This is a genomic window from Duganella zoogloeoides (genome assembly GCF_034479515.1).
Taxonomy (GTDB): Bacteria; Pseudomonadota; Gammaproteobacteria; order Burkholderiales; family Burkholderiaceae_D; genus Rugamonas; species Rugamonas zoogloeoides.
Window position 1 is genome coordinate 4,223,054 of sequence record NZ_CP140152.1, and the last position, 24,915, is coordinate 4,247,968.

The window sequence follows — 24,915 nt, forward strand, 5'->3', positions numbered from 1 at the left end:
TAAAAAAACCGGGGACGCACCCCGGTTTCATTGCTTACTCTGACGATCAGACTTCGGCGATACGCTTGCGGATATGCGCCAGCGCGTCTTCCACCTGGTCGATCAGGATCAGGCACAGATCCCCTTCCTGCAGGCGGCTCAGCGCCGTATCGATGGCCAGGAACTCGCCGTAAATCTCCTGCACGTGCGACGTGCGCGGTGCGCCTTGCAGACCGGAGCGCAGCAGCGCCACCACTTCGCCATCGACGCGGCCGCGCTGGCACGCGTCTTCGTACAGCAGCACGTCGTCGAACGCGCGACCGAGGATTTCGGTCTGCTGCCGGATGTCTTCGTCGCGGCGGTCGCCGGCGCCGGAAATCACCACGCCACGACGCTTGGCCGGCATGGTTTCTACGGCCTGCACCAGCGCCAGGATGGCATCCGGATTGTGGCCGTAGTCGGCGATCACGGTCGCACCCTTGTAATCGAACACGTTGAAGCGGCCGGGCGCGTTGTCGGAATCGTTGGCGAAGGTTTTCAGGCCCAGGCGGATCGCATCCCAGCTGATGCCCACGCCCCATGCGGCAGCGACCGACGCCATCACGTTCTCGACCTGGAAGCCGATGGCGCCGTTGCGGGTGATCGGCACTTCCGCCAGCGGAATGCGTACCTGCTGCTTGCCTTCGGCAGCGACCAGGTGGCCGTCCGCGACGTACACGGTGCGGCAGCCCTGCGCCAGGTGGGTGGCGATGACGGGATGGCCGGCGTCCGCGCCGAAGTAGATGATCTTGCCTTTGCAGTTGGCGGCCATGGCGGCGACGATCGGATCGACCGCGTTCAACACCGCGTAGCCGTCTGCCGCGACGTTCTGCACGATCACGCGCTTCAAGACCGCCAGGTCTTCCACGGTGGTGATGTAGTTCAGGCCCAGGTGGTCGCCGGCGCCGATGTTGGTCACTACCGCCACCTGGCAGCGGTCGAAGGCCAGGCCTTCGCGCAGGATGCCGCCACGGGCGCTTTCGAATACCGCCGCGTCCACGTCCGGGTGCAGCAGCACGTTGCGCGCGCTGCGCGGCCCGCTGCAGTCGCCGCTGTCGGTCTGGCGGCCTTCGATGTACACGCCGTCGGTGTTGGTCATGCCGGTGCGCAGGCCGCTGGCCGTGAGCAGGTGCGCGATCAGGCGCACGGTGGTGGTCTTGCCGTTGGTGCCGGTGACGGCAACGACCGGGATGCGGCCGTTTTCTCCCGGCGCGAACATGGTGTTCACGATGGCCTCGCCCACGGCGCGGCCCTTGCCGTACGACGGCGCGATGTGCATGCGCAGGCCGGGGGCGGCGTTGACTTCCACCACGCCGCCGCGACGGTCGTCAAACGGTTCGAGCACGCCTTCGCACACCACGTCCACGCCGCAGATATCGAGACCGATCATCTGCGCCGCTTCCACCGCGCGCGCCGCCACTTCCGGGTGCACGTCGTCGGTCACGTCGGTGGCGGTGCCGCCGGTGGACAGGTTGGCGTTGTTACGCAGGATCACGCGCTGACCCTTGCCTGGCACGGAGTCCGCTTCCAGGTCTTGCAGCGCCAGGCGCGCCAGGGCAATGTCGTCGAACCGGATCTTGGTCAGCGACGTCGAGTGGCCGCTGCCACGGCGCGGGTCGGCATTGACCAGGTCCACCAGTTGGCGCACCGTGTGCACGCCGTCGCCAACCACTTGCGGCGGGTCGCGGCGGGCGGCAGCAATGAGCTTGTTGCCGATGACGAGCAGGCGGAAATCGTGGCCCGGAAGGTAGCGCTCGACCATCACGTCGTCGCGGAATTCCTTGGCGGTGCGGAACGCCTGCTCCAGGTGCTCTTTCGAATTGACGTTGACCGTCACGCCCTTGCCCTGGTTGCCGTCCTTCGGCTTGACCACGACCGGCATGCCGATGTCCTGCGCGGCTTGCCAGGCGTCCGCCTCGTCTTCCACGGTGCGGCCGTACGGGACCGGCACGCCGGCCGCGTGCAGCAGCTTCTTGGTCAGTTCCTTGTCCTGGGCGATCGATTCGCCGATGGCGCTGGTGGTGTCCATTTCGGCAGCCTGGATGCGGCGCTGCTTGGAACCCCAGCCGAACATCACCATGCTGCCTTCGGTCAGGCGGCGGATCGGGATGTCGCGCGCCAGCGCGGCGTTGACGATGGAGCCGGTGCTCGGTCCGAGGCGCACGTCTTCGTCGAGGTCGCGCAGTTCGGTGAGCGCGGCGTCGAGGTCGAAGGGGGTGTCGTTCAGCGCGGCGTTGATCAGGTTTTCGGCCATGGCGACGGCCAGGCGGCCCACGGCTTCTTCCGAGTATTCCACCACGGTCTGGTACACGCCCTCTTCCGGCGTGGCGGTGGTGCGGCTGAAGGTGACCGGGCAGCCGGCTTGCGCCTGCAGGCTCAGGGCTGCGGCTTCGAGCACATTGGCCAGCGAGATGGTTTCACCGGTGGCGTGCAGGGCGCCGACCGCCGGGAAGCGCGCGTGCAGGCGCTGCTCGAAGCCGGGCAATTGCGCAATAGCGCGCTGGTCGGGCGGGCACGATACGACCACTTCCATGGCGGTGTGGTGGCTCCAGAGATTCGGGCCACGAAGGGCGCGGGTGCGGATGACTTCCATAAATCTGCTTGTTCTTTCGTATCAGTGATGGATGCGCTTCGGATTCGCATCGAAGGTGCGCAAACCGGCGGCGATCAGTTCCGGCGTCAGGCCCAGCGCCCAACCGGCGGCAATCGCAGCCAGCACGGCCTCGGGCGGCACCAGCGGCGACAGCGGCAGGCTGACCATGTCCACGTAGCCCTGGCCCAGCACGATGGTGTGCTGGTCGCCCTGGATGCGCTGGAAGACCACGCGCGCGCTGTCCTGGCGGTGCTGGACGATGGCCGGCAGATGCTCTTCCACGCCGTAGAAAATCACTTCGCCGTCGCACAAATCTGCCATCTCCACCACTTGCGGATCTGCGGCGTTGAGCACGGCGGCACCGCTGGCCAGCACCACGTCCACCTGGGTGCGCAGCACGTTGTACAGTTTGTCGTCGGTGTCGATGTGGAACTCGGCCACGTCTTCCAGGCCGGAGACATCGGTCACCACGCCCACCGTGCACTTGTCGTAGGCCAGGCCTTCGGTGAGGATCATGCGCGCGCTCGATTCGAACACCGCCGCTTCCACGTTCTTGTTGAGCAGCAGCCGCTCGCCGGTTTCCCAGTCGGACAGGCCGTCGCGCGACAGCAGGCGGCTGTTCACGTACAGGCCGTCGGCGCAGCTCACGCCGACCTTCTTGCCGCCCACTTGCAGCAGCCAGGCGATCAGGCGCGCGGCCATGGTGGTGCCGTGCGTGCCGGTGATGCCCACGACCGGGATGCGGCCCGTGTCTTCCTGCTTGAACAACTGTTCCACGATGGCGGCGCCGACGTTGCGCGGCTCGCCGTGTTCGGGCTTCAGGTGCATCAGCAGGCCGGGGCTGGCATTGACTTCGATGATGGCGCCGCCCTGCTCGTGCAGCGGACGGGTAATGTCGGACGCCACCAGGTCGATGCCGGCGATGTCGAGGCCCACCACGCGCGCAGCCAGCGTGGCCATGGCGGCCACTTCCGGGTGCACCTTGTCGGTGACGTCGGTGGTGACGTTGCCGTTGGCCTGGATCAGCACCTTCTGGCCGTCCAGCGGCACGGAAAGCGCGTCCATGCCCTGGCGCTTGAGTTCCAGGATGGTTTCGCCGGCTTCCGCCGGCTTGATCAGGCTAAGGGGGAAATCTTCTTCCTCGCCACGGCGCGGATCGATATTGATGTGCAGATCGACGAGCTGCTGGATGGTGTGGACGCCGTCGCCGGTGATCCACAAGGCTTCGCCGGCGGCGGCAGCGATCATGCGCTTGCCGACGACCAGCAGGCGGTGCTCGTTACCGACGATGAAGCGCTCGACGATCACGCTCGAGCTGTAGCCTTCGTCGGACGCCAGCGCATAGGCGGCAGTGACATCGGCTTCGGTCATCAGGTTGAGCGACACGCCACGGCCATGGTTGCCGTTGTACGGCTTGACCACGACCGGCAGGCCGATGTCCTGCGCGGCTTCCCAGGCAGCTTCCGCGCTGGTCACCAGTTCACCTTCGGGCACCGGCACGCCGCACGACGACAGCAGCGACTTGGTCAGGTCCTTGTCGCTGGCGATGCCTTCGGCAATCGCGCTGGTCTGCTCGGTTTCGGCGGTCCAGATGCGGCGCTGGGCGGCGCCGTGGCCCAGTTGCACCAGGTTGCCGTCGGTGAGGCGAATCGACGGAATCGCGCGGTCGGTAGCGGCATCGACGATGTTGCCGGTGCTCGGACCCAGGCACAGCGTCTCAACCAGGTCGGTCAGTTCGGCCACGGTGGCGGCCAGGTCGTACGGTTGATCCTCGATCATTGCCATCAGCAGGTCGCGCCCGGCGGCCAGGGCGGCGCGGCCGACCTGTTCCTGGCGGGTGCGGAACGCCATCTTGTAGTAGCCGGTGTCCTCGCCGATCTGGCGGGTTTTGCCGAAGCCGGTCTTCATGCCGGCCAGGTTTTGCAGCTCCAGCACCACGTGCTCGAGCACGTGGCCGGCGTAGGTGCCGTCGCGCAGGCGCTCGAGGAAGCCGCCCACCTCGCCCACGCCGCAGCGGTGCTCGAGCAGGCCCGGCAGGATCGTGGTCAGGCGCTCGTACAGGCCCGGCAGCAGGTTGGACGGGTATTGTTCCAGCTCGCCAATGTCCAGCCACGCCTCGATCACCGGGCGATAGGTCCAGATATTGGGGCCGCGCAAGTGGGTGACGCGGAGGATTTCTATGCTTTTCTTCTTGATCATGTTTCGAACTTTATAACTTCGTTATCGGCTCGGGCCGTGGCCGCGCGCCGTATTTTAAACCCTGTAATATCGCTGTCGCCAAATCACATTTGGCATCACCCATGTCCTGATCAAGTTCATCAAGCAGTACCAGCGTCTTTGTCCGTGCGTTATACTTGCCGCTAGAACAAATAAGTCAGTACTGACTTAACTTCTGTCAATTATTAGCGACAGAATACCGTAATTCATTACTTTTACCAGAGACAATGCACGATTGAATTCCTGCACTGCCGCTGCCATGTAAGTAAGCACTTAACCACGCACCTCAGCACACAACGCTTTTTTCCCGAATCCGGAGTACGCCACACAATGACAAGCCAACAACTTTCCACCATATCGAGCGTCGGCGGCGAGCTGCCCGACCGCTGGCGTTCCGATATACAGGCACAACTTTCCCAAGGGGAAAACGTTGTAAGTGCCCTGGAGGTTGACCTGGATCAGCAACTTCGTTTCGCCAAGGGTGTGGTCGTGATTACCAACACCCGCCTGCTGGCGCGCGCGCCGGGCCAGGAGCAATGGCAGGCATGGCCGTTCTCGTTCGATCTGTCGCTGGAACACCACGATCACGCGGGCGTGGGCCACCTGGAACTGGTGTCCGCGCGCGGCCGCCTGGCCGCCTGGCGTTTTACGCTGGGCCAGAACCTGCAGGCAATCCGCCTGATCGAGCACTTTGCCGCCCAGCGCGACAGCCATTCCAGCGGCGAGCCGGTCATCAGCGACGAGACCAACATGTGCCCCAGTTGCAAGGCGCCGCTCGAACCGGACCAGGAAGAATGCCCGGTCTGCACCAAGGTGGTGTACACGCCGCCGTCCACCTGGACCCTGTTCCGCCTGTGGCGCTTCGCCCGCCCCTATAAACTGCAACTGGGCCTGGGCTTTTTGCTGATGCTGCTGTCCACCGGCGCCCACATGATCCCGCCGTATCTGACCATCCCGCTGATGGACAAGGTGCTGATCCCGTACCAGAACGGCACGCCGGTCGATTCGAGCCTGGTGGCGCTGTACATGTCCGGCCTGGTGGGCGCAGCGGTGCTGGCGTGGATTTTCGGCTGGGCCAAGACCTATGTGCTGGCACTGGTCTCCGAGCGCATCGGCGCCGACCTGCGCACCGAGACTTATGACCACCTGCTGCGCCTCTCGCTCGAATACTTCGGCGGCAAGCGCACCGGCGACCTAATGTCGCGCATCGGTAGCGAAAGCGACCGCATTTGCGTGTTCCTGTCGCTGCATTTGCTCGACTTCGCATCCGACTGCCTGATGATCATCATGACCGGCGTGATCCTGTTCTCGATCGATCCGTATCTCGCCATCTTCGCGCTGGCGCCGCTGCCGTTCATCGCCTGGCTGATCCACCTGGTGCGCGACCGCCTGCGCACCGGTTTCGAAAAGATCGACCGCGTGTGGGGCGAAGTGACCAACGTGCTGGCCGATACCATACCCGGCATCCGCGTCGTCAAAGCGTTCGCCCAGGAGACGCGCGAAGCGGCGCGCTTCCGCACCGCCAACAAGCACAACCTGGCCGTCAACGACAAGCTCAATAAAATCTGGTCGCTGTTCTCGCCCACCGTGTCGTTCCTGACCGAACTGGGCCTGCTGGTGATCTGGGTGTTCGGCATTTACCAGGTCTCGAAGGGCAATATCACGGTCGGTGTGCTGTCCGCGTTCATCGCGTACTCGAGCCGCTTCTACGGCCGGCTCGATTCGATGAGCCGCATCGTCTCGGTCACGCAAAAATCGGCGTCGGCCGCCAAGCGTATTTTCGATATTCTCGATCACGTGTCGTCGGTGCCCGATCCGGTCAACCCGGTCAAGCTGGCCAAGGTGGAAGGCAATATCACCTTGCGCGAAGTGGGCTTCCGCTACGGTAACCGCGCGGTCAACCGCGGCATCAACCTCGATATCAAGGCCGGCGAAATGGTGGGCCTGGTCGGCCACTCGGGTTCCGGCAAATCGACGCTGGTCAACCTGATCTGCCGCTTCTACGACGTGGCCGAAGGCGCCATCATGCTCGACGGCGTCGATATCCGCTCGCTGGCCATTTCCGACTACCGCCGCCAGATCGGCCTGGTGCTGCAGGAGCCGTTCCTGTTCTTCGGCACCATCGCCGAGAACCTCGCCTACGGCAAACCGGATGCGACGCGCGCCGAGATCATGGCAGCCGCCCGCGCCGCGCACGCCCACGAATTCATCCTGCGCCTGCCGCAGGGCTACGATTCGATGGTCGGTGAACGCGGCCAGGGCCTGTCCGGCGGCGAGCGCCAGCGCATCTCGATCGCGCGTGCGCTGCTGATCGACCCGAAGATCCTGATCCTCGACGAAGCCACCGCCTCGGTCGATTCGGAGACCGAAAAAGAAATTCAGCGCGCGCTGGAAAACCTGGTCAAAGGCCGCACCACGATCGCGATTGCCCACCGCCTGTCCACGCTGGCCAAAGCGGACCGCCTGGTGGTGATGGACCGCGGCGTGGTGGTGGAAGAAGGCGCCCATGATGAACTGATGGCCAAGGAAGGCGCGTACTACCGCCTGGTACAGGCGCAAGCCCGCAACGTGGACACGGACCTCGACGACCGTGGCAGCAAGGATTGAAGCAGATGAGCATTAACTTTGAACTGATACGCAACCCCTTCGGCAAACTGGTACTGACCACGCTTGATGGCGTGGTCCACGAAGGCGTGGCAGCGGTGCGCGCCTTCCCGGTGCAGGCGCCGGAAGACGGCATTGCGCTGGTCAATCACGACGGCAAGGAAGTGGCCTGGATCGACCGTATCGAGGATTTGCCGGCAGCGGTGGGCGCGCTGGTGCGCGAGGAATTGAGCGGACGCGAATTCATGCCCGAGATCAGCCGCATCGTGGCCGTGACCAGCTTTGCCACGCCGTGCACCTGGACCGTCAATACCGACCGTGGCGACACCGAGTTCGTGCTGCGCGGCGAAGAAGACATCCGCCGGCTGACGGCCGATACGCTCCTGATCTCGGACATCCACGGGATTCACTTCCTGGTGCGCGATGTGCGCCAGTTGGACAAGCACAGCAAGAAGTTACTGGATCGCTTCCTGTAAGACGGTGCAGTGCACGGGTTCGGCGCTTACTTGGCCGGCACCCCGGCCTGTTTTTTCGCCAGCAGGTCCGCCACCGGGTTGTCCGGATCGGCGGCCAGGGTCCAGTTGCCGCTTTCGATTTCGGACGGCCGCACGTCGCGCTGGTTGCCGAGGTTGACGCCAAAGCTGTAGCGCAACTCGGGGTTGCGCAGCGATAGCCGTTCGAGCGCCTCGAAAATGATGCGCATATCGATGTCGTTGGAGCTGTCCGTCAGGCTTCGCTCCAGCCGCCCCACCAGCTCGGCATTGACGCTGCGGCCGGCCTTGCCAGCTTCTGCCTTCAACTTTTCGAACAGCGAAAACGGCATGCGGAATTGACTACGATAGATGTTTGTCATGACGCTATCTTGGCATCAACGCGGCAAACCCGCTAGTGCCTGAAATTCTCAAAATAGTGACAAAACGGTCTGGAACTGCGAAAAGACGGTCCTGGAGCGGTACATTTCGTCGCTAACCCGCGCGAGTCTTGGTCACCCCAAGAATCTTACCAATTCGGCATTTCCATCTGTATCATAGCCATAGCGTCGCAGCCCGACGTTTCCGGCCGGGCGGCACCCGGCGCGCTCCGTGGAAGACGCTGTCATGCACACCCTGGTCCGTATCGCCGCCATGGCGGGCACCACCCTCTTGGCCGCCCGTGCCACACTCGGTCCGCTGGCACTCACGCGCATGATGTGCCCACCCGATGCCATCGGCCAGCACTGGCTGCAAGACGTCGAACGCATCGACAGCTATCGCCTGACCGATGGCCGGCTGCGGCGCACCGTGTCCGGCAATGGCGGCAGCTACGCCTGGGAACGCGTGCAGCCGTGAGCCTGCCTGTGCGTTTGGCCGCCACGGCGATCTGGCTGATGATGCTGGCCCTTGCCGGCCTGGTGACTGCGGCAGCGGCACCGCCGCCGCCAGGCGCGCCGGCCACCCCCATCACCATCCAGGACATCCTCAAGCAAACCGACGAAGACCAGCAACTGGTCGATGTCGCCCGCCAGCTGCTGGCCGCGCCGCCGCCGTTCGCGCGCCTGCGCGCCACGCTCGACGCCATCGCCGCGCCGGTCAACGCCAAGCTGCTCTCGGCCCGGGGCACGGCCTTGCGCGCCCTGCCCATCATGCGTCTCGAGAGCCTGGCCCGCCACTGGGAATTCGATGCGCGCCGCTATGCGCGCTGGGAAGCGGAGTCCCGTGCCACTTTCGCGCCATATGCCGACAGCGCCATGCAACTGGCGCAGCGCCGCCTGGCCTGGTCGGCGGCGCGCGGCGCCGGCACGCTCGGGGGGCTGCCGCCGGTAATGTCCACCCGTATCGAGGCGGTGCTGGTGCAGATCGACGCGTGCGAGGCGGCACTGGGCGCGGCCTTGTCCACCCAGTTCGAACTGACCGAGCGCGCCAGCGTCATCAAGGCGCGTATCCGCAGCGGCCAGGCCGACGTGGGCGCCGCCATCGATGACATCGACCGCCGCCTGCTGAAGATCGATGTGCCGCCGCTGTGGCAGCAGTCGGGCATTGGCGGTGGCGCAGGTGCGCCGCTCGACGCCATGCAGCGCGGCCTCGACATCGAAGCCCGGTTCGCCAACGACTACAATGCTGCCAGTACCGGCAACCAGCAAGCGCTGCGTGTACTGCAGATCCTGCTGCTGCCGTTGATCCTGGTGCTGGCGCTGCGCAGCCGGCGCCACGGCAGCCTGCCCGAAGCGGGCACCAGCGCGCTGCGGCGGCCAGTGTCGGCCTGGCTGCTGCTGTCGCTGCTGGCGGTGCTGGTCTTTGAGCCCGATGCGCCGCTGCTGGTCGAGGAATTCGTGCTGATGCTGGCACTGATCCCGGTGCTGCGCCTGCTGCCGAAAAACACTGCCGCCTGGCTCGGTATGCCGCCCTCCATCGCCGTGGGTCTGTACGCGATCGACCGCCTGGGCGTGGCGATCGTGGCGGACGTGGGGCTCTACCGCCTCTTCACGCTGGCGCTCAACCTTCTGGCGCTGGGCTTGACGGTCTGGATGCTGCGTCAACCCTGCCCGCCGCATGCCGCGCGGTACAACATGCTGCAACGTCTCAAGCGCCCGCTCGAATGGGGTGTGCTGCTGATACTGGCGGTGGCGGCCATCTGCAACGTGGTCGGCAATATCTCGCTGGCCGAAACGCTGACCAGCGGCGTGATCGAAAGCGGCTACATGGCGCTCCTGCTCTACGCTGGCGTGACAGCCTGCCAGGGACTGTTACGCGGCATGCTCAGCGCGCCGGAGCCCGATGGCGGCACCCTCGTGCACCGCCAGGGGCCGGCGCTGGTGGCAGCCTGCGACCGCCTGCTGGTCGTGGCAGGATTGGTCGGATGGCTGGTCTACAGCCTGCACCGTTTCCGCCTGCTGAGGCCGCTGCAAAATGCCGGCAGTTCAGTGCTGGCCGTGGGCATCGACGTCGGCGAGGTATCCCTCCACCTCGGCGACGTGGTGGTCTTCGTGTTCTCGACCTGGCTGGCGGTGTGGGTTGCGCAGGCAGTGCGGCGCCTGCTGCGCGAGGAACTGCCCGGCCACAGCAGGCTGCCGCGCGGGGTGGGCAACAGTATCGCCTCGCTCAGCTACTACGGCGTGCTGCTGCTGGGGATCCTGTTCGCGCTGTCGGCCGCCGGCTTCAAGGTCAGCCAGTTGATGTTCATTTTCGGCGCGCTGGGCGTGGGCATCGGCTTCGGCCTGCAAAACGTGGTCAACAATTTTGTGTCGGGCGTGGTGCTGATGTTCGAGCGGCCTATCCAGCCCGGCGACGTGATCGACGCCGCCGGCATCTCCGGCACAGTGCGCGACATCCGGCTGCGCGCCACCACCATCCGTACCTTCGACGGCGCCGACTCGGTGGTGCCCAACGGCCTGCTTCTGAGCGGCAACCTCACCAACTGGACCATGTACGACCGCAGTCGCCGTTTCGAGGTCACCATCAACGTTGCGTATGGCACCGACGCGGCACGCGTGATCGCGATCCTGAATGCCACGGCCGGCGCCACCGCCGGCGTGGCGGCCGAGCCGGCGCCGGTGGTGCTGCTGACCAGCGCTGGCGACAATGGCGTCAATTTCGCCGTGCGCGTGTGGACGGCCGATGTCGGTGGCTGGCTGCAGGTGCGCGGCGCGCTGCTCGAAAACATCCTCGCCGCCCTGCAGACTGCAGGCATCGAAATCCCCTACCAGCAGCTCGACATACATGTACGCAAACCAACCGGAGACCCGCATGAATAAACTCTTGATGGCGGCGCTGTGCGCAGCGCTCGCCTGTGGCAGCGCCTGGGCGGTCGACCCGATACGGCCCGAAGAGATCGTGCTCACCCACGCAGCGCCACTGCAGAAAATCAGCGGCAAGATCAAGGGCCGCGCGACTGCCGAATACAGCATTGCCGTGCCGGCAGGCGCCAAGATCGACATCCGCCTGACAGGCGCCAACCGCTCGGCCAACTTCAACGTCACCGCCGCGGGCGCGGACGAGGCGCTGTTCGTGGGCTCGCGCGATGGCAACCGGTTTCATGCGACGGCGCCGACGGCTACCGTCTATCGCGTCAGTGTTTACCTGATGCGCAACGCGGCGCGCCGCAACGAGTCGGCGAGCTTTGTGCTGGAAGCGGGCCTTGGCGCCGCACGCTGAGTTGTTCGAGGCGTGCTAGTCGCGCCCATTGAGCACGGTAAGCGGGGTGCCAGCGGCGCCCTGCGAAAGTGGCTCAGCAGTCACCAGCAAGGTGGTCCCGGGCAGCAGCAGCGGCGCCACTTTTGCATAAAAATCCGGCGCCACCTGCACCCGGTTGCGCACCGCCTCATCTACCGGCCTGCCGGATTCGTTGGCATGCCCGGCTACGCCAACGTAGAACCATGCCGGTGCGCCGGTGGCATCCGTCCCAGCGTGAGCACATGGGTGGCATCGCTGTCGGCCGGCAGGATGGCGCGGGCGCGGCCGATTTCCACGCCATTCCTCAGCACCACCACCGCCTGGTCACTGCGCGAAATGACGATCGTCACCGGCCCCGATGCAGCGCGCTCCGGCGCCCAGAACTCTCCGGTCTGTTCGCCGACGAGGGTTGACGGCGCCAAGACATCTGCGCTGTCGGTGGTCACCGCGTGGCTGGCATCGCCGGTCACCACCACGGTGGTGCCGCGCCGGGTGGCGTCGAACAGTTCGCGCGCAAACGCGTACGGCAAATGCACGCAGCCATGGCTTTCCGGGTAGCCGGGCAGACCGCCCGCATGCAAGGCCACGCCATCCCAGGTCAGGCGCTGCTGGTACGGCATGCTGGCGTTGTTGTAGGCGTTGGAGTGGTGCTCCACATTCTTTTCCAGGATGGTGAAGACGCCGGTGGGCGTGGCGTGCCCCGGTTTTCCCGTGGAGACGGTCGAAACGCCGATGCGCACACCGTTGCGATAAATGGTCGCGACCTGGCGCGACAAATCCACGTACACCAGCACCGGCCCGGCGGGCGCAATACGCGGCGCCCACACCCACTGCCCCGGCTTGAGCGCATCCGCCCGCCGCGCCAGTTCCACCGGCGACGACACCTTCGCGCCTTGCGCCAAAACGGCGCCGGCCAGCAGCGCGCCGTATGCGAGAGCCGCCAGCGTGAATGCTACGCGCGCCATGCTGCTAGAACCTGCGATGGCCATCGTCGGCATCGCAGCGGCCGTTGAACTTGATCATGCCATCGACGGTCATGGCTCCGGTGCGGCGGTTGATCGACAGGCGCGGCTGATTCAGTGCATTGAGGCGGAACTTGCCGCGAATCTCGTCGTGCCCCACGAGCAGGTCATCGATGCGCCACCAGCCATCGCGGTTGTCGCCATGCAGCGGCGGAATCAGGCTTTTGGGTAACTGGATATCGCCGCGATCGCCGTGAATGGAGACGGTGATGGTGGCCTGAAAATCGGCTTTGCCGGTTTCAACGCTTTGCTTGGGCACGTACTTGTGCTGCTGCGCGTCCCACTCGTAGCCCGAGTGGACTTCGGCGGTGGTTTTCTCGGCGCCGCCGTAACAGACCAGTTGCAGATCGGGGCCGCGATCATCGCGGTCGTCCCGCTGGCGGTCCTGGGCGTGGGTGGCGGTGCAGGCGGCAAGTACCAGGATCAGCGGCAGGAGCCGGCGTGGTGCGGTGTTCATCGGATGTCTCCTTGGGTGAAGGGATACGGACTTACCGCGCGAGTATAAACCACAGGTTGCATTTTTTATTACTGCCGGTATGCCCATCTTTCTGGTGAAGGCAACGCCCGGGCATTCAGCTATCATAAGACTGCTGTGCCATGAGGCCCACCGACGAAACCGTCCGTTCTTCAACCAAGGATCAACCATGAGCAATGACCATAGCGCATCGAAATGCCCGTTCAGCCAGGCCAACAACGCCGGCACCACCAACCGCGACTGGTGGCCCGACCAGCTTCGCCTCGACCTGCTGCACCAGCATTCCGCCAAGTCGGACCCGATGGGCGCCGGCTTCGACTATCGCAAGGAGTTCGAGAGCCTCGACCTGGCAGCCGTCAAGCGCGACCTGGCCGCCCTGATGACCGATTCGCAGGACTGGTGGCCGGCCGATTTCGGCCACTACGGAGGTCTGTTCATCCGCATGGCCTGGCACAGCGCGGGCACCTACCGCACCGGCGATGGCCGTGGCGGCGCACGCCGTGGTCAGCAGCGCTTCGCACCGCTGAACAGCTGGCCCGACAACGTCAGCCTCGACAAGGCACGCCGCCTGGTCTGGCCGATCAAGCAAAAATATGGCCGCAAGATCTCGTGGGCCGACCTGATTATTTTGACCGGTAACGTCGCGCTGGAAACCATGGGCTTCAAGACCATTGGTTTCGCGGGCGGCCGCGTCGATACCTGGGAACCGGACCAGGACGTGTACTGGGGCCGCGAAACCACCTGGCTCGGCGGCGACCTGCGATACGCCCACGGCAGCGATGGCGTGGAAAAAGCGGGCGGCGTGCTGGTCTCGGATGACGACGCCGACGGCGATGTCCACAGCCGCAACCTGGAAAATCCGCTGGCCGCCGTACAAATGGGCCTGATCTACGTGAACCCGGAAGGCCCCGACGGCAATCCCGATCCGCTGCTGGCCGCGTACGATATTCGCGACACGTTCGCGCGCATGGGCATGGACGACGAGGAAACCGTGGCCCTGATCGCCGGTGGCCACAGCTTCGGCAAGACCCACGGCGCCGGCCCGGCCGACAACGTCGGCCCCGAACCCGAAGCGGCCGGCATCGCCGCCCAGGGCTTCGGCTGGCATAACAAGTTTGGCAGCGGCAAAGGCGGCGACACCATCACCAGCGGCCTGGAAGTGACCTGGACCAAGACCCCGGCCCAGTGGAGCAACGACTTCTTCGAGCACCTGTTCGGCTTCGAATGGGAACTGGGCAAGAGCCCGGCCGGCGCCCACCAATGGTTTGCCAAGGATGCGCAGGCAGTCATCCCGCACGCGCACGACCCGTCGAAAAAACTGCTGCCGACCATGCTGACCACCGACCTGGCGCTGCGCGTCGATCCGATCTACGAGCCGATCTCGCGCCGCTTCCTGGCCAACCCCGGCGAGTTTGCCGACGCTTTTGCACGCGCGTGGTTCAAGCTCACCCACCGCGACATGGGCCCGAAAACCCGCTATCTCGGCGCCGACGTTCCCGCCGAAGACTTCATCTGGCAAGACCCGGTACCGGCAGTGGATCACCCGCTGATCGACGCTGCCGATATCGCCGCGCTCAAGGCAGCCATCTTGGCTTCAAGCCTGACGGTTTCTGAGCTGGTATCGACGGCCTGGGCCTCGGCCTCGACCTATCGGGGTTCCGACCTGCGCGGCGGCGCCGACGGTGCGCGCGTGCGCCTGGCGCCGCAAAAGGACTGGGCCGTCAATCAGCCGGAGCAACTGGGCAAGGTGCTCGCCGCGCTGGAAAAAGTGCAGGCCGACTTCAACGGCAAGGCTGCCGGCGGCAAGCGCGTATCGCTGGCCGACCTGATCGTGCTGGCCGGCGCCGCCGCCGTCGAAGAAGCGGCCAGGCAAGCCGGCCACGCCGTCACGGTCCCCTTCAAGCCGGGCCGCACCGATGCCACCCAGGAGCAGACCGACGCGGCCTCGTTCGACGTGCTGGAACCGATCGCCGACGGCTTCCGCAATTACCAGAAAACGCGCTACGCCGTCCCGGCCGAAGCGCTGCTGGTGGACCGCGCCCAGTTGCTGACCCTGACCGCACCGGAGATGACCGCGCTGGTCGGCGGCTTGCGCGTGCTGGGCACCAACAGCCCGCAGTCCGACGCCGGCGAGTTCACTACCCGCCGTGGCACGCTGACCAACGACTTCTTCGTCAACCTGCTCGACATGGGCACGGTGTGGACGGCGACATCGCCAGCAGCCGAAGCGTTTGAGGGCCGCAACCGCAAAACCGGCGCCATCACCTGGCGCGCCAGCCGCGTCGACCTGATCTTCGGCTCGAACGCGCACTTGCGGGCGATTGCCGAGGTGTATGGCAGTGCTGATGGTGAGCAGAAGTTCGTCGGGGACTTTGTGGCGGCTTGGGGCAAGGTGATGGCGTTGGGGCGTTGATGATGGCTTGATCGGTCGGCCCTGTCGCTGCTGTCAGGGCCGGCGATATCTGGCTCAGGAAGCGCGGACGGTTCGGCAACGAGCCGCCCGAGGGTTTGGGATAAGGGCGGCACTTTCCGCATGGTGTACACAGCGCAGTTCGAAGGCTCGGTCTTTGTGCTTCATTCATTTCAAAAAAAGACGATGCAAACCGCTCAGTCCGATATCGATCTGGCGCAGCGCCGATATAAACAGGTGAAGGAGCAACAACATGGAAAAAATTGAGACGTTCGCCAATCCCTGGGATGCCATCGCAGAGTCCCCAGCCGAAGCGGCGAATCTCCTGGCTCGCGCCGAGTTGATGCTTTCAATCACAGAAATTATTCGTCACAACGCCTGGAAGCAGGCTGATGCTGCTATCCACTGCGGCGTTACCCAACCCCGGGTAAATGATTTGCTACGCGGCCGAGTGTCGCGGTTTTCTTTGGACGCGCTCGTCAATATCGTTTCCGCCCTTGGTTACAGGGTTCATTTCGATGTGAAAAAGATGGAAGCGCAGGCCGCTTAAGTCGCGGTCTATACCGCCACCATATCGGGCGCCAACAGCACCGAGGTGCGTGGCGAACAGTTGCTGTCCCAAGTCCGGCAAATCCTCGCTGTCACTGGCGCGGCCAAGGCCAATCTGATCGGCCATAGCCACTGATCACGGCCGGCGCGTTCGCCGCCCTGGGGCTATCCGGGTCACTGGCGCGCGGCGAACCGCCGGCACCAGCACCGCCAAAGCAAGACCCCGATCTGTTCGCGTTCGTGCGCTCGATGGAAGGCACGCGGCCCGACGGCAACGTGACCGTCGCCGCCGGCGACGCGCTGGTGATCGATGTGGAATTGGGCCACCTGTTCGACTACTACCTGGCAGGCCTCGGCGAAAAACCGCTGGCCGCCATCCGCAGCAGGAAAGCGCCGGCCTGTTCGGCCAGGAAGACGCACCCGTTGACGACACCGTGGTGCGCATGGCCGTGCTGGCCGACGGCACGCTGGACGAGGCGCAGCGGCAGCGCAAGCTCGCTACGCTCGACGCGGCGCTGCCGCCGGCCCAGCGCCTGGCTCGCGACGCACCGCAGCAGGTCAGCGCGCTCGATGCCGCCGTGCGCGACTTGCGTGCGCACGGTGGTGGCGACAATGACGTCTATTGGCTGCGCGGCGACGTTTTCGCCGCAAGCGGCAGCGCGACTGGGGGAACTCGATCGCGAGGAAGCGCAGTGGCAGCAGCGTATTACTGCCTGGCGCGCGCAGATGGCGGCGCTGGGCGTGGGGGTGACCTTGAACATCTAGGAGGGGTAGCAACGCCCACCGGCATGCCTTACCTTTTGCCTTGGCTTGCTATATTATTTGCAACGCCCGCCATGTGGCATTGTGGCCACACCTCAGGACGATAATGGACAAAGAAATCGCGAAAGTGGTCTTGAGTTTGATGGACCAGGCAAATGGAAATCTCAATGAAGCGCTGATGGTCATAAAAAATGGGGGCTCAGAGGAAGATTTTCTGAATAACCGTACAGAGATCGGAAAGATTATGTTGGAAATTTACCTCAATGTAATGAGGCCCATCCATAACGAACACTCTGAGTTGGAACCTGAGAAATTGAGACAAAGCCGACTTTCCAGCGAATGATGGCTGCAATCAAGAAAAAAGCACGAACATCAGCCTAGCTGGAACCGGACATCAAGGATGGGTATTAAATAAATGAAGAAAGAAATTGCCACTCAACTAAACGACATGCTGGTCGATCAATACGGCCAACTAAACGAATCCATTTACTTGGTCCGGGATAATTGCACTGAAGACGAATTTTACGAGTATAGACGTGCTGCCGGAGCAATTATGGCCGACATGTATTTCAAGATCATGAAGTCTATTCATTTGGAATATCCTGAACTCGAACCGGAAGCACTACGCAGCGCGAGAATCAATACTTGAGACAAGGAATATTGCTTGATGAAGTCAGCATCACTGATCCCGACAGTCCGTACGGACCTCGGAGGGGACCGGACTGCCGGGGCTGGCGCGCCGCAAGAGCACGAATATCCACATCAAGGAATCGACCCCGGACATTTCGAGCATCGACATCGACATCGACCTGCAGCGGGCGTAGATCAAAGAGAAAGCCGGCGCTGAAAAGACTAAGCCCAGCTCCGATATTAGACAACCGTCTAATATACAGCGCTGAGCTTTTATACAGTTTATGCTGCAAGTCCTTGATTCTATTGGTCGGGGCGAGAGGATTCGAACCTCCGACCCCGTGCACCCCATGCACGTACGCTACCAGGCTGCGCTACGCCCCGACTAGGCCAAGATTATAGCAGCCACTTTAAGCATTTGTCATGTTTGTGTTGTGCCGGGTAAGATTTACTTTCTTCTCCTGTCAAAACCCCCACAGCCGCCATGACCAACTCCACCGACATCGCCCGCGCCGCCGCCCTCATCGACCAGGCCGACCTGCTGCTCGTTGCCGCTGGCGCCGGTATGGGCGTCGATTCCGGCTTGCCCGATTTTCGCGGCAATGACGGTTTCTGGAAGGCCTACCCTGCCCTGGCGCAGGCGCGGCTGGCGTTTGCCAGCGTGGCGTCGCCGCGCACGTTCGAGGACGATGCGGCGCTGGCGTGGGGCTTTTATGGGCATCGCTTGCAGCTCTATCGCGCGACGGTGCCGCATGCGGGCTTTGCGCTGCTCAGGGACTGGGGCGCGCGCATGGCGCACGGGGTTGCGGTTTTCACCAGTAATGTCGATGGCCAGTTCCAGCGCGCCGGCTTCGATCCCCAGCGCATCCTAGAATGTCATGGCTCGATTCACCACCTGCAATGCCTGGCGCCTTGTTGCGAGGCGATCTGGCCGGCGGACGGGTTTGTACCGCAGGTCGATGATGCGGCTTGCCGGCTGCTCAATGAAGCGCCGGTGTGCCCGCATTGCGGTGGCCTGGCGCGGCCGAATATTTTGATGTTTGGCGACGGCGGTTGGGTCGAGCGGCGCACGGCGGTGCAGGAGGCGCGGCTGGAGGCGTTGCTGGCCAGGGCGCGGCGGCCGGTGGTGGTGGAGCTGGGCGCCGGGGTGGCGATTCCCTCGGTGCGGCATTTCAGCCAGCGGGTGGTGCGCGATTACGGTGGGCGGCTGGTGCGGATCAATCCGCGTGAGGCGGGCGTTGGCTCGGCACTGGATGTGGGGCTAGCCTGCGGGGCGCTGGCGGGATTGATGGCGATTGATCAGGTGCTTCGCGCCTGAGTGCAGCGGATTGCCGGGTCCATGGATCCCCGCTTTCGCGGGGACGACGGATTGACCGCTAACGATCGATATCGTTTATACGATTTTTACCGTGATGCCGTCGATGCCGGCTACCGTACCCACCAGCACCTGCCCCTGCACCACTGCTCCCACGCCCTCGGGCGTGCCGCTGAAGATCAGGTCTCCCGGCGCCAGCGTAAACAGCGTGGACAGGTTGGCGATGGTTTCGTCGATCGACCAGATCAAGTCGTCGATGCTCGACGTTTGTTTGGTCACGCCATCGACCTTCAGTTCGATCGCGGCGCGGTTGATGTCGCCGGCGGCGGCGGCCGGGGTGATCACGCCGATCGGCGCCGAGTAGTCGAACGCTTTGCCGATTTCCCATGGACGGCCGGCGTCGCGCATCTTGAATTGCAGGTCGCGGCGGGTCATGTCGAAGCCGACCGCATAGCCGAAGATGTGGCTTGCTGCGTCTTCCACGGCGATGTTGCTGCCGCCTTTGCCAATCGCCACCACCAGCTCGCACTCGTAGTGCAGGTTGGCGGTTACCGGTGGGTACGGCAGCTCGGCCACCTGGCCTGGCGCGACCGGCACCACGGCCTGGGCATCAGCCGGTTTGCTGAAGAAGAATGGCGGTTCACGGTCCGGGTCGGAACCCATTTCGCGCGCGTGGCCCGCGTAGTTGCGGCCCACGCAGTACACGCGGCGCACCGGGAACAAGGCGTCGGTGCCGGCGACTGGCAAGCCGACGATGTCATGGGCGGGGATTACATAGGCAGTCATGATGCTCCGATATCGTGTTGGGGATACCGGACATGTTACAACAGACGCTCTCCCCCTGCATCAGGTCATAAGAAGGGCGCGCATCGCCACCTGGAATGCTTCCGTCAGGCCGGCACGGTTCATGTCCGGACGGTGCAGAGCGCGCACGGTCAGGCCATGGAAGTACGCGATCATGGTGTCGATCCGGCTGTCGAGCAGCACGTCCTCCACCGACAGGTTGCGGCGTTCGCGGCCACGCCTGACCAGTTCGCGCAACTGGCCACGCGCGGAGTCCTCGTGCGCGCGCAGGCGCTCGGCGATCACCGGGTTGCGCGAGGCTTCCGCATACATCTCGATCGAGACGTGCCACGGTTGCGGATCAAGCGCTTCGGTGACATGGCGCTCGGCGTCGTCGATCATCGCCTGCAGCGGATCCTCGAGCGAATCGAGGTTGCTCAGCATGGCGCTTACGTACTCGGAGTGCGCCTCCACGAACGCCAGGATGATGGCGTTCTTGCCGTCAAAATAATTGTAGATATGGCCGGCGCTCATGCCGGCCTGCTTGGAGATCTCCGACATGCTGGCGCCGTGGAAGCCGCTGCGTGCAAAGCAAACGGCCGCCGCTTCCAGCACCTGGTTACGCCGCCCCGCTGCCTTCTCGGGATCGACTCGCCGTTTTGCGGGAGAAGTGGTCATGATAATTCCTTGGGTAGGCGGCGACCGCACAACTGCGCGGCCGCCGCATGGTCGCAGGATCAGCCGCGCGGTGCTGGCTGCACTGCTTGCGTTGCCTGTGGCGCTGGCGTTACCTGTGCCGCCTCCGGCTGCCAGCCGCCGCCCAGCACCTTGTACAAGGTGACGGCGTTGCTGGTCTGGTTCAGGCGCGTGGTGATCAGGCCTTGCTGCGCCTGGTACAACGCGCGCTGCGATACCAGCGAGTTGAGGTACGTGTCGGCGCCGTTGCGATAGCGCGCTTCGTTGATGTTGTAGCTCTTCTCGGCCGCCTGCACCAGCGCCTGCTGGGAGTTCAGGCGCTCGTCGATGGTGCCGCGAATGGCCAGGGCATCGGCCACTTCGCGGAACGCCACCTGGATCGCTTTTTCGTACTGCGCCACCGAGATATCGCGGTCAGCCTTGGCGATATCGAGATTGGCGCGGTTGACGCCTCCGTCGAAGATCGGCAGGTTGATCTGCGGCGCGAAGCTCCAGGTACCCGAGCCGGCCTTGAACAGGCCGGACAGGTCGCGGCTGGCGCTGCCGCCCGACGCCGTCAGCGAAATGCTGGGGAAGAAGGCGGCGCGCGCCACGCCGATGTTGGCGTTGGCCGAGCGCAGCGCGCGTTCGGCCTGCTGCACGTCGGGACGACGCTGCAGCAGGTCGGACGGCAGGCTGCCCGGCAGAGCGGTCAGTTCGGTCACCGATACCAGCTCGCCTTCCGGCAGCAGCGTGGTCGGCACGGTGCCGCCCACCAGCAGGTTCAATGCGTTCTGGTCCTGCGCCACTTGCGCGGTATAGGTGGCGACGTCGTTGCGCGCCGTTTCCACGCTGGTCTGGGCGTCGTACACGTCCACGCCCGACGTGGCGCCGGCGTCGAAGCGCTTGCGGCTCAGGTCATACGTGGTCTGCTGGCTGCGCAGGGTTTCCTGCGCCAGCTTCAGGCGCTGCTGGTCGGCCGTGAGCGTGAGCCAGGCGTTGGCCACTTCGGCCACCAGGCTGATTTGCTGCGTGCGGCGCGCTTCTTCGGTGCCGAGGTAGGTTTGCAGGCCCGCTTCGGCGCCGTTGCGTACGCGGCCGAAGAAGTCCAGCTCATACGCGGCCAGCGAAAGTCCGCCGCTGTACTGGCGGGTAATGGCCGCTTCGCCGGTGCCGGTCATGGTGCGCGGCGTGCGGGTAGCGGTCTGGCCCACGCCAGCGGCCACGGTCGGCAGCAACGGCGCGCTGCTGATGTTGTATTGGGCGCGGGCACGCTCGATGTTGAGCACCGAGACGCGCAGGTCGCGGTTGTTGGCCAGCGCCAGCTCGATCACCTGGCGCAGGCGCGCATCGGCGAAGTACTCGCGCCACTGGATCTCGGACACCGGACGGGCATCGGCTGCCGCTGCCGGCAAGCCCTTGTAGGCTTCGCCGGCAGGCCAGGCCTGGCCCACCGGTGCCGCCGGACGCTCGTACACGGGCGCCAGGCTGCAACCGCCCAGCAGCGCCAGCGCCGCCAGGGTGAATAAGGATTTATGCATGTTGTTCATGATCGTCATGATTAATGTGCCTCCACGACTGGCGTAGCGTCAGGTGCCGGCTTGGCCTTGGTCTTGCCAAAGCGGCCGCGCACCAGCACGAAGAACAATGGTACGAAGAAGATGCCCAGGAAGGTCGCCGTCAGCATGCCGCCCAGCACACCCACGCCGATCGCGTTCTGGCTGCCCGAACCGGCGCCGCTGCTGATTGCCAGCGGCAGCACGCCCAGGCCGAAGGCGATCGACGTCATCAGGATCGGACGCAGACGCGTATGCACGGCCTGCAGGGTCGCTTCCTTCAGTTCCACGCCCTGCTCCTGCAGGTCCTTGGCGAATTCCACGATCAGGATCGCGTTCTTCGCACCCAGGCCCACCACGGTCAGCAGACCCACCTGGAAGTACACGTCGTTCGACAGCTTGAAAAGGAACGTCGCCAGCACCGTACCGAGAATACCGAGCGGTACGATCAGCAGCACCGAGAACGGCACCGACCAGCTTTCATACAGCGCGGCCAGGCACAGGAACACGATCAGGATCGAGATCGCATACAGCTGCGTGGTTTGCGAACCGGAGTCGCGTTCTTCCGTCGACAGGCCGGTCCACTCGTAGCCGATACCGGGCGGCAGCTTGGCCGCCATGCTTTCGACTTCCGCCATCGCGGCGCCCGAGCTCTGGCCCGGCGCCGGCTGGCCCAGGATCTCGACCGACGGCAGGCCGTTGTAGCGTTCCAGGCGCGGCGACGCGTAGATCCACTCGCCGTGCGAGAAGGCCGAGAATGGCACCATCTCGCCAGCGGTGTTACGCACGAACCACTTGTTCAGGTCTTCCGGCACCATGCGCGCTTCGGCCTGGCCCTGGATGTACACCTTCTTCACGCGGCCACGGTCGATGAAGTCGTTAACATACGCAGAACCCCAGGCGGTGCTCAGCACGCGGTTCACGTCCGCGATCGCCAGGCCCAGCGCAACGGCTTTTTGCTGGTCCACGGTGATCTTGTATTGCGGCGTATCTTCCTGGCCGTTCGGACGCACGCCGACAATGACCTTGCTCTGCGCGGCCATGCCCAGCATCTGGTTACGCGCCGCCATCAGCGCCTCGTGGCCCACGCCGCCGGTGTCCTGCAACATCAGGTCGAACCCGGATGCGTTACCCAGTTCCAGCACCGCTGGCGGGGCGAACGCGAACACCATCGCATCCTTGATCTGCGAGAAGGCACCCATGGCGCGGCCCGCGATCGCGCTCACGGCGTGATCCTTGCCTTTGCGCTCGGACCAGTCTTTCATCCGCACGAAGGCGATACCGGTGTTCTGGCCGTTACCCGCGAAGCTGAAGCCGGCCACCGCAAATACCGATGCCACCGATTCCTTCTCGTTGTTCATGAAGTGCTGCTCGACTTTTTCGATGGTCTTGAGCGTGCGCTCTTGCGTGGCGCCGGTCGGCAGCTGGATCTGGGTAAACAGCACGCCCTGGTCCTCTTCCGGCAGGAACGACGTTGGCAGGCGCAGGAACACGAACGCCATGACCGCGACGATCAGCGCATATACCACCAGCGAAATGCCGCTCTTGTTGATGATCGAGCCGACGATGCCCTGGTACTTGCGGTTGCCGCGATCGAAATTGCGGTTGAACCAGCCGAAAAAACCGGTAGTGGCCATCGCATGGCCTTTCGGCACTTGCTTGAGCATGGTGGCGCACAGCGCCGGGGTGAAGATCATCGCGACGATCACCGAGAGCACCATCGCCGAGACGATCGTAATCGAGAACTGGCGGTAAATCACGCCGGTGGAGCCGCCGAAGAACGCCATCGGCACGAACACGGCCGACAGCACCATGGCGATACCGACCAGCGCACCGCTGATCTGGCCCATCGATTTGCGGGTGGCCTCGATCGGGGACAGACCCTCCTCGGTCATGATCCGCTCGACGTTTTCCACCACCACGATCGCATCATCGACCAGCAAGCCGATGGCCAGCACGATGGCGAACATGGTCAGCGTATTGATCGAGTAACCGAGCACCGACAGGATGCCGAAGGTACCGAGCAGCACGACCGGTACGGCCATGGTTGGAATCAAGGTGGCGCGGAAATTTTGCAGGAACAGGTACATCACCAGGAACACCAGGATCACGGCTTCGATCAGGGTTTTCACCACTTCTTCGATCGAGATCTTGACGAACGGGGTGGTATCGAAGGCCACCATGGCTTTCAGGCCTTGCGGGAACTGCTTTTCCATCTGCGCGATCTTGGCTTTCACCGCCTCGGCGGTGTCGAGCGCGTTGGCGCCGGTCGCCAGCTTGATGGCGATACCGGTTGCGGCATTGCCGTTATAACGGGCCAGGATCGAGTAGTTTTCACGGCCCAGTTCCATCTTGGCGACGTCGCGCAGGTACACGGTAGCGCCGTTGGTGGTGGTCTTGAGCAGGATGGCGCCGAATTGCTCGGCCGTTTGCAGGCGGCTCTGGGCCGACACGGTGGCGTTCAGCTGCTGGCCGGCGACGGCTGGCGCGCCGCCCAGTTCACCGGCGGACACCTCGGTGTTCTGCGCGGTAATCGCGGTGGTCACGTCTGCCGGAGTCAGCTGGTAGCTTTGCAGTTTGGCCGGATCGAGCCAGATGCGCATCGCGTATTGCGAACCGAAGTTGGTCACGTCGCCCACGCCTTCCACGCGCGAGATCGGATCGAGCACGCTGGCGGTGACATAGTCGCCGATGTCGGCCTGGTTCATCGAACCGTCTTCCGACACGAAGCCGATCACCAGCAGGAAGTTCTTGGTAGCCTTGTTGACCACCAGGCCCTGTTGGGTCACGGCGGTAGGCAGCAGCGGCGTGGCCAGTTGCAGCTTGTTCTGCACCTGCACCTGCGCGATATCCGGGTTGGTGCCGGATTCGAACGTCAGCGTGATGCTGATGCCGCCCGACGAATCGGAGGACGAGGCCATGTAGCGCAAGCCGTCGATACCCTTCATCTTCTGTTCGATGACCTGGGTCACAGCGTCTTCCACCGTCTTGGCGGAAGCGCCCGGGTACGAGCCGCTGATCGAGATCGACGGCGGTGCGATGGCGGGGTACTGGGCGATCGGCAGGCCGAGGATGGCCAGTACGCCACCCAGCATGATCACGATCGCGATCACCCAGGCGAAAATCGGGCGATCAATAAAGAAACGGGACATGTGTGA

The 24,915-nt window shown here is 64.3% G+C and carries 21 protein-coding genes, 1 tRNA gene and 2 pseudogenes; 13 read left to right on the top strand and 11 right to left on the bottom strand.

Annotated features, from left to right (window positions below; all coding sequences use genetic code 11):
- Nucleotides 1-46 precede the first annotated feature (46 nt).
- A complete protein-coding gene (cphA, locus tag SR858_RS18655) occupies nucleotides 47-2,611 on the bottom strand; it encodes a cyanophycin synthetase (RefSeq protein ID WP_026637043.1) in 2,565 nt (854 codons plus the stop codon).
- A gap of 21 nt (nucleotides 2,612-2,632) precedes the next feature.
- Complete coding sequence (locus SR858_RS18660) at nucleotides 2,633-4,810, bottom strand: cyanophycin synthetase (RefSeq protein ID WP_019920508.1); 2,178 nt, start codon at nucleotides 4,808-4,810, stop codon at nucleotides 2,633-2,635.
- 348 nt (nucleotides 4,811-5,158) lie between these two features.
- Between SR858_RS18660 and SR858_RS18665 the strand changes: the two genes are divergently transcribed.
- Both SR858_RS18665 and SR858_RS18670 read left to right on the top strand, forming a co-directional pair.
- A complete protein-coding gene (locus SR858_RS18665; protein WP_084669801.1) occupies nucleotides 5,159-7,435 on the top strand; it encodes a cyanophycin metabolism-associated ABC transporter in 2,277 nt (758 codons plus the stop codon).
- Nucleotides 7,436-7,440: 5 nt separating this feature from the next.
- Entirely contained in the window at nucleotides 7,441-7,908 is a 468-nt protein-coding gene (locus SR858_RS18670) for a cyanophycin metabolism-associated DUF1854 family protein (RefSeq protein WP_019920510.1), read from the top strand.
- 26 nt (nucleotides 7,909-7,934) lie between these two features.
- Here the strand turns inward: SR858_RS18670 and SR858_RS18675 are convergent, their stop codons facing one another.
- Complete coding sequence (locus SR858_RS18675; RefSeq protein WP_084669803.1) at nucleotides 7,935-8,285, bottom strand: Arc family DNA-binding protein; 351 nt, start codon at nucleotides 8,283-8,285, stop codon at nucleotides 7,935-7,937.
- Between the two features lie 244 nt (nucleotides 8,286-8,529).
- Between SR858_RS18675 and SR858_RS18680 the strand changes: the two genes are divergently transcribed.
- The 3 genes from SR858_RS18680 to SR858_RS18690 are packed head-to-tail and all read left to right on the top strand — an operon-like array spanning nucleotide 8,530 to nucleotide 11,562.
- Nucleotides 8,530-8,760, top strand: a complete 231-nt coding sequence (locus SR858_RS18680; RefSeq protein ID WP_019920512.1) for an META domain-containing protein — start codon at nucleotides 8,530-8,532, stop codon at nucleotides 8,758-8,760.
- Nucleotides 8,757-11,162, top strand: coding sequence for a mechanosensitive ion channel family protein (locus tag SR858_RS18685; RefSeq protein ID WP_019920513.1), 2,406 nt, complete (start codon nucleotides 8,757-8,759; stop codon nucleotides 11,160-11,162). The genes SR858_RS18680 and SR858_RS18685 overlap by 4 nt, the downstream gene beginning before the upstream one ends.
- A complete protein-coding gene (locus SR858_RS18690) occupies nucleotides 11,155-11,562 on the top strand; it encodes a PPC domain-containing protein (RefSeq protein ID WP_019920514.1) in 408 nt (135 codons plus the stop codon). The genes SR858_RS18685 and SR858_RS18690 overlap by 8 nt, the downstream gene beginning before the upstream one ends.
- Before the next feature lie 15 nt (nucleotides 11,563-11,577).
- On the opposite strand, the gene SR858_RS18695 is transcribed toward SR858_RS18690, so the two are convergent.
- Genes SR858_RS18695 through SR858_RS18705 form a run of 3 tightly spaced genes read right to left on the bottom strand, consistent with a single transcriptional unit; the run spans nucleotide 11,578 to nucleotide 13,059 of the window.
- On the bottom strand, nucleotides 11,578-11,724 hold the full coding sequence (locus SR858_RS18695) for a hypothetical protein (protein WP_019920515.1): 147 nt from the start codon (nucleotides 11,722-11,724) through the stop codon (nucleotides 11,578-11,580).
- A gap of 41 nt (nucleotides 11,725-11,765) precedes the next feature.
- On the bottom strand, nucleotides 11,766-12,545 hold the full coding sequence (locus SR858_RS18700; protein WP_322533726.1) for a L,D-transpeptidase family protein: 780 nt from the start codon (nucleotides 12,543-12,545) through the stop codon (nucleotides 11,766-11,768).
- A gap of 4 nt (nucleotides 12,546-12,549) precedes the next feature.
- The gene (locus SR858_RS18705) at nucleotides 12,550-13,059 is read right to left on the bottom strand and encodes a hypothetical protein (protein ID WP_019920516.1); all 510 of its coding nucleotides are present in this window, start codon (nucleotides 13,057-13,059) and stop codon (nucleotides 12,550-12,552) included.
- 187 nt (nucleotides 13,060-13,246) lie between these two features.
- Between SR858_RS18705 and katG the strand changes: the two genes are divergently transcribed.
- The 7 genes and pseudogenes from katG (at nucleotide 13,247) to SR858_RS18745 (ending at nucleotide 17,447) form a co-directional block, all read left to right on the top strand.
- Nucleotides 13,247-15,490 (top strand): catalase/peroxidase HPI, encoded by a 2,244-nt coding sequence (gene katG, locus SR858_RS18710; RefSeq protein WP_019920517.1) that lies wholly within the window; start codon nucleotides 13,247-13,249, stop codon nucleotides 15,488-15,490.
- Nucleotides 15,491-15,535: 45 nt separating this feature from the next.
- Nucleotides 15,536-15,754, top strand: coding sequence for a type II toxin-antitoxin system RelE/ParE family toxin (locus tag SR858_RS18715; RefSeq protein ID WP_322534627.1), 219 nt, complete (start codon nucleotides 15,536-15,538; stop codon nucleotides 15,752-15,754).
- Nucleotides 15,741-16,037, top strand: coding sequence for a helix-turn-helix domain-containing protein (locus SR858_RS18720; protein WP_019920518.1), 297 nt, complete (start codon nucleotides 15,741-15,743; stop codon nucleotides 16,035-16,037). Before SR858_RS18715 ends, SR858_RS18720 begins: the two co-directional genes overlap by 14 nt.
- A gap of 24 nt (nucleotides 16,038-16,061) precedes the next feature.
- A pseudogene (locus SR858_RS18725) lies at nucleotides 16,062-16,169 on the top strand (lipase); the annotation flags it as partial.
- A 304-nt stretch (nucleotides 16,170-16,473) separates the two neighbouring features.
- Nucleotides 16,474-16,801: pseudogene (locus SR858_RS27785) on the top strand (lipase secretion chaperone).
- 103 nt (nucleotides 16,802-16,904) lie between these two features.
- Nucleotides 16,905-17,141: a hypothetical protein gene (locus SR858_RS18740; protein WP_019920521.1), complete on the top strand. Its 237-nt coding sequence runs from the start codon at nucleotides 16,905-16,907 to the stop codon at nucleotides 17,139-17,141.
- A gap of 72 nt (nucleotides 17,142-17,213) precedes the next feature.
- On the top strand, nucleotides 17,214-17,447 hold the full coding sequence (locus SR858_RS18745) for a hypothetical protein (protein ID WP_019920522.1): 234 nt from the start codon (nucleotides 17,214-17,216) through the stop codon (nucleotides 17,445-17,447).
- A 288-nt stretch (nucleotides 17,448-17,735) separates the two neighbouring features.
- On the opposite strand, the gene SR858_RS18750 is transcribed toward SR858_RS18745, so the two are convergent.
- Nucleotides 17,736-17,812 (bottom strand) — tRNA-Pro (locus tag SR858_RS18750).
- 100 nt (nucleotides 17,813-17,912) lie between these two features.
- Here SR858_RS18750 and SR858_RS18755 point away from each other — a divergent pair.
- On the top strand, nucleotides 17,913-18,746 hold the full coding sequence (locus SR858_RS18755; RefSeq protein WP_019920524.1) for an SIR2 family NAD-dependent protein deacylase: 834 nt from the start codon (nucleotides 17,913-17,915) through the stop codon (nucleotides 18,744-18,746).
- Between the two features lie 75 nt (nucleotides 18,747-18,821).
- Here SR858_RS18755 and SR858_RS18760 read toward each other — a convergent pair whose 3' ends face one another.
- Genes SR858_RS18760 through SR858_RS18775 form a run of 4 tightly spaced genes read right to left on the bottom strand, consistent with a single transcriptional unit; the run spans nucleotide 18,822 to nucleotide 24,909 of the window.
- Nucleotides 18,822-19,529, bottom strand: coding sequence for a fumarylacetoacetate hydrolase family protein (locus SR858_RS18760; protein ID WP_019920525.1), 708 nt, complete (start codon nucleotides 19,527-19,529; stop codon nucleotides 18,822-18,824).
- 60 nt (nucleotides 19,530-19,589) lie between these two features.
- A complete protein-coding gene (locus SR858_RS18765; protein ID WP_026637044.1) occupies nucleotides 19,590-20,204 on the bottom strand; it encodes a TetR/AcrR family transcriptional regulator in 615 nt (204 codons plus the stop codon).
- A gap of 59 nt (nucleotides 20,205-20,263) precedes the next feature.
- On the bottom strand, nucleotides 20,264-21,742 hold the full coding sequence (gene adeC, locus SR858_RS18770) for an AdeC/AdeK/OprM family multidrug efflux complex outer membrane factor (protein WP_154819735.1): 1,479 nt from the start codon (nucleotides 21,740-21,742) through the stop codon (nucleotides 20,264-20,266).
- A 20-nt stretch (nucleotides 21,743-21,762) separates the two neighbouring features.
- Nucleotides 21,763-24,909, bottom strand: a complete 3,147-nt coding sequence (locus SR858_RS18775; protein WP_019920528.1) for an efflux RND transporter permease subunit — start codon at nucleotides 24,907-24,909, stop codon at nucleotides 21,763-21,765.
- Nucleotides 24,910-24,915 lie beyond the last annotated feature (6 nt).